Genomic DNA, 12,443 nt, shown 5'->3' on the forward strand with positions numbered 1-12,443 from the left:
TAATTCAGCTATGTACCCGATTATCCCTCCCTTTTTACTTTTGATCGTGCTCAGCCTTCTCTCTAAACTCTTTAGTGAGGAGCTTCAACTGGTCAATATCGGGATGATTCACCTCATCCCCATACTCTATGCCGCAATGCGATTAGGGCGAAGAGATACATTAATCGTCTCGGTTGCTTCGGTACTCTCCTTTAACTTTTTTTTTATCCCTCCAACGTTTACGTTTACCGTACATGATATTCGCTATGTTTTCAGTTTCGCCATAATGATTGCCGTCGGACAGATCGTTTCGTGGCTGAGTGAACGTGCTTCTATTGCCAAAGAGCTGGAGACCTCCGAACGGCTCCAAGAGACGTTGTTAGGATCGTTATCTCATGAATTACGGACACCGCTTGCCGCAATTATGGGGGCATCTTCAGGATTACTCACCGAAGAGTTGGATTTAAACACGGAGCAAAAAAAAGAGCTATACCGTACGATTGACGAAGGAGCGAGTCGGATGCGGCGGCTGATAGACAACCTCCTCGATACCGCCCGACTCCAAAGCGGTGTCTTAAAACTCAAACTGCAAGAGTGCGATATACCTGAACTTTTAGGGAGTGCCTTATCCAAAACCGAACATACGTTTCCCGCAACGCTATCGATTCATGAGAAGATAGCATCCATTCAGGGGGATGCCGTATTAATTGAGCAAGCACTTTTTAACCTGCTGGAAAATGCCTTTAAATATGGTGATGCGGTCAATGTCTCAGTAGAGCATGATCCTCAAGGAGTAGTAGTTCGGATCTGCAATACGGGTTCTATCCCCCCTGCACATGAAGCCTCTATGGCATGGAAAGCTTTTTCGAGACTGAGCAATGTTCAAGGCGTTGCGGGGATCGGATTGGGACTGTATGTAGCGTACCGAATCGCTGCAATGCACGGCGGGAGCGTGAGTACGATGAGTGACGGGGTACAATTTTGCGCAACGATGCAACTTCCACTACGAGGTGATGGATGAAAGAGACGATTTTAATCATCGATGATGACAGTGCTATTCGTAAACTGCTCGAAGTATCACTCAGTGCGGCAGGCTATCATCCGATCGCAATCGCATCGGGCAAAGAGGCTCTTAATCGTGCAGCGATCGATGCCCCCGCTTTGGTACTGCTCGATTTGGGATTACCCGATATGGACGGCAAAGAGTTTCTCTCACGATTTCGCGAATGGAGCCAAGCTCCCGTGATCGTCCTATCCGCACGCTCTCATGAGAGTGAAAAAATAGCGGCTCTAGAGGGGGGATGTGATGACTATCTTACCAAACCCTTCGGTACGGGAGAACTACTAGCTCGTATCAAAGCGGCCCTTCGTCGAAGCGGCAGTCATGGCGGAGATTCTTCTTCCGCCCTTCTGAGCGATAATCTCTCCCTAGACATCGTCTCGCATACCGTGATGTTGGATAATCAAGAGTTAAAATTGACCCCAAAAGAGTTTGACCTCCTCAAAATCTTGATGCAAAATAGCGGCAAGGTACTCACTCACGCATGGCTACTCAAAGAGATCTGGGGAATCGGGTATCAAAACGAAACCCACTATCTACGCGTTTTTATCAACCAACTACGCCAAAAGATCGAAACAGATTCGACCCGTCCGAAACGGATTATTACCGAAACAGGAATCGGGTATCGTTTTGTGGGCTAATTTCATTCACATCTTGATATTTTCCTGACACGATCTGCGCTACACTTTCCGGATGAAAAAGACACTTTTAATCTATGTGGCACTGATCCTTTTCTTCGGGATCGCCATTGCGCTCATCCTCCACTACGGATCACTTTTAGAGAATCCTCTGTTCTCTGAAATCATAGCTCCTACGGCATCAATACCGACAACCTTGAGCGATACGTTTCTCAAACAGCTCCACCATCCGCTCCCTTTGTTGCTGATCCAGTTTATCGTTATCATGATCGTCACACGACTCTTTGGCTATCTGGTCTCGTTTGTTGCTCAACCCACCGTCGTTGGGGAAATCTTGGCAGGGATCATCCTCGGTCCCTCACTCATGGGAGCATTGTTTCCCGATATGTTTATCACCCTCTTTCCCAAAGAGTCACTCGGGAACCTCCATCTCATCAGTCAGCTCGGGTTGATCTTTTTTATGTTCGTAGTAGGGATGGAACTCGATTTCGATAAAATCAAAAAACAATCGAGTGCTTCGGTATTTATCAGCCATGTCAGCATCATATTCCCATTTTTCTTGGGGGTGGCGCTAGCCTATTGGCTCTATCCAATCTTCGCTCCCAAAAACATCTCCTTTATCCCGTTTGCCCTGTTTATCGGTATCGCAATGAGTATCACGGCATTTCCCGTATTGGCTCGGATTATCAAAGAGAAAAACCTCAGTGATACCCGCTATGGGTCGATGGCAATCACCTGTGCCGCCGCCGATGACATCACGGCTTGGTATATTTTAGCTCTGATTATCGCCTTCTCGATTTCAGGCTCACTCAGTTCATCCATCGTGCTATTGATCTTTATTGCCGTGTATGTCATTACCATGTTTTATGTGGTGCGTCCTCTCTTAGCCAAAATCGGACATGCACAGAGTGAACGGCTTAGTATGAACGGGATGTCGTTTATTATCGTCTTGCTACTCCTCTCCTCTCTTGCCACCGAAGCGATCGGTGTACATGCACTGTTCGGTGCATTTATGGCGGGAGCGATGATGCCCTCATCCGCAGTATCGAGACTCAAAGAGCTCATCGCACCGCGTTTGGAATACGTCAGCCTTTTGGTATTATTGCCCCTCTTTTTCGCCCTAACGGGATTACGCAGTGAGATCGGGTTGCTTAATAGTGTAGACGCATGGATCGTATGTGGAGGGATCATCGTAATCGCCGTCTTCGGTAAACTCTTCGGTAGCGCCCTTGCTTCCAAATACATGGGATTTAGCTGGCGGGATTCGTTCGCTCTGGGGATACTTATGAACACGCGCGGGCTCATGGAGCTGGTAGTTCTGAATATCGGATATGAGATGGGAATACTCTCCACGGAACTTTTCACGATGTTTGTGGTTATGGCACTGGCAACAACCATTATGACGGGACCGTTTTTGAATCTCATCACCCGTGGATTCAAAGAGAACAAAGTCGTCGAAACGATGCAAAAAAGCTTGATCGATCTACTCTCTCACGAACTGCGTACTCCGCTCACCCTGATACGGGGAGCCGCCGGCAATCTAGCCAATCCACAATTCACCCTCGCGGATAAAGATAAAGAGGAGATGGTTCAAACCATCGTCGAGGGATCACGCCGTATGGAGAAAGTGATCGATAATTTGCTCGTCAATGCCCGTTTTCGGGAGGGAAAAACCCCTCTCAACAAAACAATACTGCGATTGGATGATGTCGTCTCATCTGCACTCTCCATAGCTGAGGGAGACTGGAAACGACAGGCTAAACTCTCATTTTGCCCCGATATTCCACCGCTCAACGCCGATATTGCCCTACTTCATCTCGCCATCGGCAATCTACTCGATAACGCGTTTAAATACGGAGAGGAGGTGAGTGTAGAGATCACCTCCGCATTTAATGAAATCACTTTACTTATCTGCAATAATGGCAACCTCCCCTCAGCCGACACGATAGCAACACTTGGAAATACTCCCGGCAGACTTGATAATTCTGAGGGTAAACCGGGTTCAGGAATCGGATTGCGACTGTCACAAAACATCATTGAAGTGCATGGAGGAGTATTAGTTATCTCCTTGGAAAATGACCGATTTTGCGTGCGTGTAATCCTGCGGAGTGAGTCATGACACCGCGCATTTTAATCGTGGATGATGATGCCTCTATCCGTCGATTATTGGCAATGACGTTAGCCTTTGCAGGGTTTATGACGGAGGGGGCTTCAACGGCAAAAGAGGGACTGAAAAAAGGTGCCGATGAGCATTTTCACTTGATTTTGCTCGATTTGGGGTTGCCGGACATGAGCGGTGTGAAGTTTTTAGAGCGCTATAGAGAGGATGAACAAACCCCCGTCATTGTTGTATCTGCGATTCATGATGACTCGGATAAGATAGCCGCCCTCAATGCAGGAGCCGATGATTATGTCACCAAACCATTCAATACGGATGAGTTAATCGCCCGTATTAATGCCAACTTACGCCGTGTCCCTCCCTCACAATCGACCTCCCCGATATTAACCGTCGGAGATATGCGAATGGATATAAGCAACCGAATTGTGAGCATAGAGGATGAATTGGTCAAACTGACACCCAAAGAGTTTAAACTCCTCCGCGTGTTTATGGAAAATCAGGGGAAAGCCCTCACCCACGCATGGCTCCTTAAAGCGATCTGGGGAGTCGGGTATCAGCATGAGACCCATTATCTGCGTGTTTTTATCAATCAACTGCGCCAAAAGATCGAAACCGATCCTGCACGCCCAAAATGGATCATTACTGAAACAGGGATCGGGTATCGGTTTGTCGGCTAAGAGCGTTTCAGCTCACCACCCGATTTCGTCCCCCATCTTTTGCCGCATAGAGTTTTTTATCGACCCGTTTGAGGAGCTGATCGGGTGTTTCTCCCTCGTTCCAGCGAGTAATACCGATCGAACACGTCACTCGCTCTACCGGAGAAAAATCGCCCTCAGCAACTTTTAGACGCAAGATTTCAGCTAGCTTTATGGCCGATGAAAACTCGGTATCGGGAAGCAGTACCACAAATTCTTCCCCACCCCAGCGAGCGACAATATCGCTTTTACGAGTTCCATTGATCAAAATCTGTGTAAATTTTTTCAACACATCATCACCGACCAAATGTCCGTAAATATCATTAACCTTTTTAAAATGGTCAATATCGAGGAGAATTATGGATAATCCTCGTTCATATCGTTGGGCTAACGAAATAGAGTGAGACAACGCTTTATCAAACTGAAATCGGTTAGCGACTCCGGTCAAAACATCTTGTGTCGCCAATTCATTGAGTCGAGTAATATCGGTAAATACCACAACATGGCGAATCTTACCTTTGTAATCCATTTTTTTGGAGGTCACGGTAAAAATCGATGTCTTCCCATCAACGCTCATTTTAGCTTGGTTTTCTTGACTCTCATTCAACAGCAGATATTCCGTCCAGACCATCCCATCTATCATCGGCATCAAATACTGAGCAGATTCATCCGCTTCAAAATACTCACAGATACACGCATGTTCACGTTTGAATGCTTTTAGGGTATCAAAGCCCAAATAGTCGAAAAAAGAACGATTGGCAAAAATGATTTCAAAACCGTCCGTAACAATGACAATATTTTGTTGAGAGTCAAGAATGGTATTAATGTACCGCTCCTGTAAATCTACTTTTCCGATCAATCCGTTGAAGGTATACTCAAACAGCCCCCACAAAAGTATCATCATAACGACCGTAACGAGGACACTGCCGACCAAAGCATCCATCGTGTTCTGGCTGGCTCCGCTCACGTCATTAATAGCGATGATTACCCCTAAATCCCGATTTTTGCTGTCTTTTAAAAAGAGGGGATTAATCTCATAACTTTTACTCTCTATATCGATACGGCGCGGTTCTAAATGATCATTCAAAAATGCATATTGTTCCATCAGAACTTTTTTATCTTTTAAATCCGTAGAATAAAAATAGTGTCCGATCCCGCCGGAATAGAGCTGTCGATCCGCCGCACCGAGGGAACCTTTATGGATCAACACGATGCTCTCCGATCCGCTTAGCCGTTTGATCCGATCGACGAAATAGCCCACATCAACACCGTACTCTACCGCACCGATATAACGTTCTTCATCAAAAATCGGCATGATGACCCGAAAGGCAATCCCCCCAAGACCCCCTTCGAAACCGCTAATCATTCTGTGCTCTTGATGAATTTTACGAAGCATCGGACGCTGTTGTGCGATATTGTCTCCGAATTTATCTTTCAGATGAACCCGCAAAATCGAGCGCCCATCGGGGGCATGAAATTGCATGATAATGAGATGAGGATTCTCATTTTTAAGTGCGTTGAAACGGGGTAATATAGCCTTATAGAGAGCTTGAGTATCTTGTTTTTTGACCGCGTCAATAACACCCGCAGTACTCAGGGTAGCGAGGGTACGGAAGCGATACAGATGCTCGGTATCATCAACAATCGCGTCAAATGCGTGTTTAATGTTTTGCGACGAGCGTTCCGTCCGCTCTTTAACATACCTTTTTTCTTGTGAAAAATGGTAAAAAGTGAGTGTTGCCGATACGATAATAACAATAAAAGCGATAATCAGCTGTGCACGAAATTTGATATTCATATCATCTCTATATTCATAAAACGTTTAGATCATCATCGGTTCATCAGTCGGTTCGATCTCTTCGAAATCCATAACAATCTGATCAAGCATTTTTTGCGTTTTTTTAATTTTATCGATATTCTCGTCAAAAAAGACCTTGGATGATGGGAATGCTTCGGAAAGTTCCTGATAGATCAAAATACGTCCGCCGAAGTGACGATTGAACTCATCAAATGCCGAGCGTAAATACGCTTTGGAGGTCGTATGACGAAAGAGCGCTTTGATCATTTTTTTACGCTCTTTGATCGGAATCGATTCGTCGATTGCCTCGGCTACCCGTTTAATATCCAGACGTGAAAAATAGACACCGCTGTGATACGGAGCGAGCAGTTTATCGGACAGTTCATCAACAAAACTAGGAACCGGTTCGTTATCTGGATCGTTTTCTTCTGTTGGTGTCTCACAACTTCCACTGTCGCATTTTTCCCGTACAAATGCATCAAATTCAGCCTTTAAATCGCTAAAATCATTTGCTTTCATTTTATTCTCCTGTAGTTAAATCGTAAAAATAGTGACATAGTGACCGTAGTGCGACATCATCCACAAAATCGTCTCGATCGGCGTAGCGTTCCAATGCGCTCGTCATTATCAAATCCCCGATCAATTTTCCCTCTCTTATCATGATGCAATCGCAATACCCCCCCTCTAACGCCTCACTAGTGGCTTCATCTAGCAATGAAAGCGCCTCTTCTTGGTACTCACCGGCTATCACTGCCCCATTTAGCTTCGAATGACGCATTTGAGAAATCGTAAACGCTACGTCGTCGGGACGTATGTTCATCGGGATTATCATCGCATCAATCCCGTTTTCTTTGTAAAGCTTATTCAGTGTGACTGAAAAGCGACTGCTATGGGCATTTTCGGCAAGGTAACCGAAAAGTTTTGTAGATGCCGTAATGGTATTGTCATTGTTCATCATTGATTCAATCCCCATAATTCCAGAGCTTCCTCTTCTTCGAGCTGGCAGCGACGGCAGATTTTCTCCCCCCCCACTGAGCTAAATAGAGCATCACACTCATCGCATCGGCGAACCGAATAGGTGATGAGATTTTGCACCTTTGGTTCAAACCACTCAGTGAGATTATACGAAGTAGAAACACTGATCGCATCACTCTCACATACGTCATGGCATAGATGACATTTTATGCATAAAAATGGGTCAAAGTCTATTTTCGAATTGCGCATATCGGAAGTCAACGCCGCGCTCGGGCAGACACGATAACACATCTGACACGCACTGCATTTAGTCTCATCCATCATTTTCTGCGATGTAAACCCTATCATCGACGCATCGACGATATGAAACTGTGACGGTTTTTCTACACGCTTGAGTGCCGTAAAAAAGAGTTTTCGCCGATCGGTGATCTTTTTTGTCCGAAGCTCTTGGGTATGAGAACTCTCAATACTGGCTTCGATAAATTCATCGGTAGTGCTTCGTACCTCTTTGTCAAAATCGTGTTTAGCTTTTGCGATCCCCCGCAGATGAAACGTTTTGAAAAAATCTCTCCGATCTTTAGGTTCATCCGCCTCGCCGCTGTGATAAGCGATCTCTTCACATACCACGCGACTCTCAACCTCAATCGCTTCGAGGAGATAATTCGCACTTTTTATCCTATCCTCCATAAGCTCCAGAACATAAGAGCCTATGTCACAACCGCCACAGTGTCCGGTATCGAGTACCAACCCTTCTTTGAGACTGCACAACGAGATTAAGTGCTCTGACGAAAGAGCACTTATGCAAGGGAGATTTTTTTGACACGAAATAACGTTATCGTCATCGTTAAGAAATGAAAAGAAAAATTCACTCGGATTAAAATCATCTAATCCCAACGCTTCGCTCGGACATACCGCCACGCATCCCGCACAACCGACACACAACGACTGATTGATCGATGGGAGACGTTCGGAGAGGATGAGTGCGCCCGTAGGACAATTCTCACTGCAAAGTGAACACTGTGAATTGACACTAAGGGAGCGTACACATCGTCCTGCTGAAAGCTCTAGTAGACTCACGCCTGAACCAGTCCGCTCAAGGTTTCGTTATCGGAGAGGATAAATTCCAACGCCATCTCCGCAGTATCGTAATACAGTGGAGTACGGGACTCGTATTTCATGTTGATGAGATACATCGGCGCCCATTTCAAAAGATGCGAATTGAGAAAATTATGTTGAACCTGGATCAGCTCTTGTACCGCTTCATGATCGGCCTCTTCCATTGCGCGCAGCTGTGCTTCGCACAAATGGTGCATAAACTCTAACTCGATACCGATATGATCCGATGAGACAACACGTGCCACTTCATAATCGACAAGAAAATCATACGCACTATAAATGTCGGTAACAGGATTGGCACCGCCCGTCTCGATCATCTGATCACTACGCGTGTAAAAGGTCTCATAAGGTACCAAATGAAGTAATGATAGATTCGTAAAATCGGGATTCAAATACTCTTCTAAAAGCTGTTGTGCTTCGATAGTTTTACGAGGTTCCCAATCACGCCAATGAGGCATAAATTCTAAAACCGTTTCGTCACTTCGAAGTATCTCTAAACGCTCCACATCCAACTCTTGGAGTAGTATTCGTGATAACAACGCATATAAATTACTGCGTGCGATAATTTCATCCATAAAATGACCTTTAATAAAGTAACGTGATTGTAGCTTATGAGGCTGAAAAGCGCCTAATGAGAGTAGATTATACGGGGGTATCAAGCCTTAAGACTTGATACTGACCTCGTAGACCGACGGATCGAGATTGACCCATGGGCGTTTAATATGACGAGGACGACGAAGGGTTGATGATGCATCCAAACCGCGAGACAATTTGTCTCTCCATGCTTGGTATACTTTGAGGTTATTGTCGTAGTTCACGAAAATATCCCCGATTTTATCTCCCGCTTGTGCCGGTTCAAGAAGAACTTTATGGTGCCAGCAGTGCATACCTGAAACAGGGTCCGGATGAGGAGCCGCAACGGCATTTTGCCATGAACCGCTCAAACCATCCCACCAGATATTGCCCGAATCTCGGTTATAGTCGGCAAAACGCTCCGTATGGAACGGTTTGATCCCCTCAACGTATTTGAGTTTGCCCACTTTACCGTCCATTTGGATTTCAGCTACCGGAACCCCGAAGCTATTGAGCCCAGTAGTCCCCTCATAATCGTCGATGATACTTTGAGCACCCGCTTTACCGACATTTGCCGGAGATTCGCTCAAGAACTCTTTGTTGTTCAAATCACGAGGTGCAGCGCCCGGTGCTACTTTACCGTCGCTTACGCCGTTTGGAATCGTAACCGCATTGGTGAGTTTCCAGCGTCCGCCATGGTGAGAACACGCGAGCGTTCCAGGTAATACTGCTTCTGTAGGAACTGCCATCGCAACGAAATGACCGCCCTCTAACCCAGAAACGGTATCAACGATACGTACACGGATCGCATCACCGCGTTTGAATCCAAGACGCGCCGCATCTTTGGTCGAAATCCAGATCGGGTCATGGTTTTGAGAAATCTCCATAAGGTGTTTCGAGTTTGCCGAACGAGTATGGATGTTATACGGCAAACGGAATACGGTGTTGAGAGCAAATGCGTTCTCTTCCGTCATGTATTTATGGTTGACGTGAGAGACCAAGTGAACGTATTCGTTTTTCTCCTCGTCATTACGCGGATAGAACGGCATAGCGTACTCTCTCCAATGCCAATCGGTTGCCCACTGAGTATAGAATTCTAACTTTTTAGAAAGGGTAGCGAATCCTTCCATTTTCTTGCCGTCGATCTCTACACCGATACTTTTTTCTTTACCATGATGATCGAGCGCTTTGATAACTCCACCTGCACCTACGCTCATTGATCCTGCATCAAATTTATGACCGTGTGAAATCACTTCACCGTCGACCATTTTTAGCTCGCGTTCCATTGCATGATAGATCTTATCTTCTTCCATCCATACACCGTGATCACGGAGGTATGAATAGACCGGAAACTCTTCGTTCATATAACGAGCATCATTGGTTGCCGTCTCTTTGAGCTTCGGCAAGTTATCTCCGAACGCCGCATCGTACCATTCAGCGATGGTAACCGGTTTACCCGGATGACGTTTGGATTCCCACATTTTTCTGATACCGAGAGAGCCGTCCGGATCGATGAAATCGGTACAGAGTTGGAACCAAAACTCATTCTCTTCCCATACTTCACCCAGACCTGCTTTGATATGCGCTTCGAGCGTCGCACGGGCAGGATTTTTAGGTTTCCATCCCGATTTTTCGAGTGCTACGCGCAATACCGGTTGACGGAACGTTGTCCAGCGTGCCGGCATCGTTGCTTCGGAGTGTTGGTCATGTCTCTCACCCGCCAATCCGACAGGGAGGACATAGTCCATATACCAGTTAGTTTCTGACCATACCGGAGAGAGGTTCATGGTAAGTTCCATAATCTCTTCGTTTTTGAGCACTTCGATCCAACGGAATCCGTCCGGATTGATCCATACCGGATTGTACATACGTGGAATCCACACCGCGAGTTTACCCGGCACGGTCAATCCGCGATCATTCCATTTTTTCTGCCACTCTTTATCGCTCAAAAGATGGGGGAGAAGATACGAAAGTTCATACGTTGACAACGGCCATTCCGGCGGCCACGTAAGCTCATTCCATGCCTGAACTTTCGGTACATCCGCACCCGAAACCCCTTGACCTACGGTAGCGCTTCCGCCTTTACCCGAAACGGAGATAACATGCCAGTGGTGGAAGAAGGTTCCCCCCTCGGTTCCGATAGCACCGCGAAGACCGATACAGAAATACGCCGCACGTCCACCCATCCATGCACCACGGTTCCCCGCAGCCGCCGCACGCCAGATATAGGTAGAGATCGCATCCCCTGCCCAAATGAACATTTCATACAATTTTTCGAGTTTATACGCCGGTACATGCGTCTCTTTAACTGCATACTCAAGCGTATAAGGAGCATACATGTCTTTGAGAAGTTCGATATAACTATCAAAATCACGCCCAGCAGGTAGCTTGGTAATCTGTTTTTTCTCAAGCATAAAATTCAAATGCTCGGAATCGTTCATCAACGTTTCCCAGTTGAACCATTTTTTGACGAATTTTTTATCGACCATGTTTTCACTAAGGATACGGTTTGCCAAATAAAGGTAAATTGCCGCTTCCGTCCCCGGCCACGCCGCGATCCACAAATCCGACATCCCCGCAGAGTTCGACATACGAGGGTCCATAACGACCATCTTCGCACCTTTTTTACGCGCATCGGCGATAAATGCCGCCGATTGAGCAAAATAGTGACCTGCATCCGCCGCGTGGGAAGAGTTCAAGAAGATAAGTTTGGCATTTGCCCAGTCCGGACTGGTACGGTCATCGTTCGCCGTCCAAATCGTCGGAGTACGTCCGTTAGATGAACAGATATTCGTATGAGAGTTGTAAGAATCGAGTCCTAAAGTTTCCCACACTTGTGGAACAAACCCATTCTCATTCGGACGACCGACATGGTACATTACCGATTTTTTGGAGAGTAGATCCCCTTTACGAATCGTATCGGCCATTTTTTTACCGATGGTAGTCATCGCCTCATCCCATGTGGTACGGATCCATTTTCCCTCACCGCGTTTAGAACCTGGAGCACGTTTGAGTGGAAACGGGATACGATCGGGATCGTACATTTGCGATTGAACCGCGTACCCTTTTGCACAGTTACGCCCGCGTGAACCCGGATGTAACGGATTCCCCATATATTTTTTGACGGTAAAGGTTTTTTTGTCGATCCACGCCGTGAGTCCGCATGAAGCTTCACAGTTCGAACATGCTGTCGGAACGATCATGAAATCGTTTACATAGATACCATCAGGGTTCTCTTCGCTTTGTACACCGTGACGATCGATACCGCCGCGTTTCCAGTCTACCCCGCTGAGTTCTTGGAATTGTCCCCATTGATCCAAAGGAGGGTAAAACGACAACGTATCGGGAGTATTGGTAAATTTGCTTTTCTCAATCGATTCAGCGGCTGCATCGGTGGAAAATACACCCTTAGCAATCGCGGCACCGGCTACAGTGAGCGCGGTCCCTTTTAAAAATGTTCTTCTGCTTTCTAAATACATCATAATCTACC

General features: G+C 46.3%; 10 protein-coding genes. 4 read left to right on the forward strand and 6 right to left on the reverse strand.

Going from position 1 to position 12,443, the window contains the following annotated elements; genetic code table 11:
- Positions 1 to 10 precede the first annotated feature (10 nt).
- The 4 genes from VFW36_RS05235 to VFW36_RS05250 are packed head-to-tail and all read left to right on the forward strand — an operon-like array spanning position 11 to position 4,473.
- Complete coding sequence (locus VFW36_RS05235) at positions 11 to 1,000, forward strand: sensor histidine kinase (RefSeq protein ID WP_329657759.1); 990 nt, start codon at positions 11 to 13, stop codon at positions 998 to 1,000.
- Positions 997 to 1,680 carry a response regulator gene (locus tag VFW36_RS05240; RefSeq protein WP_329657760.1) on the forward strand — a complete coding sequence of 228 codons (684 nt, stop codon included), beginning with the start codon at positions 997 to 999 and terminating at the stop codon, positions 1,678 to 1,680. The genes VFW36_RS05235 and VFW36_RS05240 overlap by 4 nt, the downstream gene beginning before the upstream one ends.
- Positions 1,681 to 1,732: 52 nt before the next feature.
- The gene (locus tag VFW36_RS05245; RefSeq protein ID WP_329657761.1) at positions 1,733 to 3,796 is read left to right on the forward strand and encodes a cation:proton antiporter; all 2,064 of its coding nucleotides are present in this window, start codon (positions 1,733 to 1,735) and stop codon (positions 3,794 to 3,796) included.
- The gene (locus tag VFW36_RS05250; RefSeq protein ID WP_329657762.1) at positions 3,793 to 4,473 is read left to right on the forward strand and encodes a response regulator transcription factor; all 681 of its coding nucleotides are present in this window, start codon (positions 3,793 to 3,795) and stop codon (positions 4,471 to 4,473) included. The genes VFW36_RS05245 and VFW36_RS05250 overlap by 4 nt, the downstream gene beginning before the upstream one ends.
- Before the next feature lie 7 nt (positions 4,474 to 4,480).
- On the opposite strand, the gene VFW36_RS05255 is transcribed toward VFW36_RS05250, so the two are convergent.
- The 6 genes from VFW36_RS05255 to VFW36_RS05280 all read right to left on the reverse strand — a co-directional run bounded on the left by VFW36_RS05255 (position 4,481) and on the right by VFW36_RS05280 (position 12,432).
- Complete coding sequence (locus tag VFW36_RS05255) at positions 4,481 to 6,289, reverse strand: diguanylate cyclase (RefSeq protein WP_329657763.1); 1,809 nt, start codon at positions 6,287 to 6,289, stop codon at positions 4,481 to 4,483.
- Positions 6,290 to 6,313: 24 nt separating this feature from the next.
- The gene (locus VFW36_RS05260) at positions 6,314 to 6,808 is read right to left on the reverse strand and encodes a hypothetical protein (protein ID WP_329657764.1); all 495 of its coding nucleotides are present in this window, start codon (positions 6,806 to 6,808) and stop codon (positions 6,314 to 6,316) included.
- A 1-nt stretch (position 6,809) separates the two neighbouring features.
- Complete coding sequence (locus VFW36_RS05265) at positions 6,810 to 7,247, reverse strand: hypothetical protein (RefSeq protein ID WP_329657765.1); 438 nt, start codon at positions 7,245 to 7,247, stop codon at positions 6,810 to 6,812.
- Positions 7,244 to 8,341 carry a 4Fe-4S binding protein gene (locus tag VFW36_RS05270; RefSeq protein ID WP_329657766.1) on the reverse strand — a complete coding sequence of 366 codons (1,098 nt, stop codon included), beginning with the start codon at positions 8,339 to 8,341 and terminating at the stop codon, positions 7,244 to 7,246. Before VFW36_RS05270 ends, VFW36_RS05265 begins: the two co-directional genes overlap by 4 nt.
- Complete coding sequence (locus VFW36_RS05275) at positions 8,338 to 8,955, reverse strand: TorD/DmsD family molecular chaperone (protein ID WP_329657767.1); 618 nt, start codon at positions 8,953 to 8,955, stop codon at positions 8,338 to 8,340. The genes VFW36_RS05270 and VFW36_RS05275 overlap by 4 nt, the downstream gene beginning before the upstream one ends.
- 87 nt (positions 8,956 to 9,042) lie before the next feature.
- Positions 9,043 to 12,432: a molybdopterin-dependent oxidoreductase gene (locus tag VFW36_RS05280; protein ID WP_329657800.1), complete on the reverse strand. Its 3,390-nt coding sequence runs from the start codon at positions 12,430 to 12,432 to the stop codon at positions 9,043 to 9,045.
- Positions 12,433 to 12,443: the final 11 nt, after the last annotated feature.

The organism is Sulfuricurvum sp. (assembly GCF_036279695.1).
Lineage (GTDB): Bacteria > Campylobacterota > Campylobacteria > Campylobacterales > Sulfurimonadaceae > Sulfuricurvum.

Excerpts from the sequence above, each read along its gene's own strand:
- VFW36_RS05235 (WP_329657759.1), top strand. The coding sequence starts at position 11 with ATGTACCCGATTATCCCTCCCTTTTTACTTTTGATCGTGCTCAGCCTT.
- VFW36_RS05240 (WP_329657760.1), top strand. The coding sequence starts at position 997 with ATGAAAGAGACGATTTTAATCATCGATGATGACAGTGCTATTCGTAAA.
- VFW36_RS05245 (WP_329657761.1), top strand. The coding sequence starts at position 1,733 with ATGAAAAAGACACTTTTAATCTATGTGGCACTGATCCTTTTCTTCGGG.
- VFW36_RS05250 (WP_329657762.1), top strand. The coding sequence starts at position 3,793 with ATGACACCGCGCATTTTAATCGTGGATGATGATGCCTCTATCCGTCGA.
- VFW36_RS05255 (WP_329657763.1), bottom strand. The coding sequence starts at position 6,289 with ATGAATATCAAATTTCGTGCACAGCTGATTATCGCTTTTATTGTTATT.
- VFW36_RS05260 (WP_329657764.1), bottom strand. The coding sequence starts at position 6,808 with ATGAAAGCAAATGATTTTAGCGATTTAAAGGCTGAATTTGATGCATTT.
- VFW36_RS05265 (WP_329657765.1), bottom strand. The coding sequence starts at position 7,247 with ATGATGAACAATGACAATACCATTACGGCATCTACAAAACTTTTCGGT.
- VFW36_RS05275 (WP_329657767.1), bottom strand. The coding sequence starts at position 8,955 with ATGGATGAAATTATCGCACGCAGTAATTTATATGCGTTGTTATCACGA.
- VFW36_RS05280 (WP_329657800.1), bottom strand. The coding sequence starts at position 12,432 with ATGTATTTAGAAAGCAGAAGAACATTTTTAAAAGGGACCGCGCTCACT.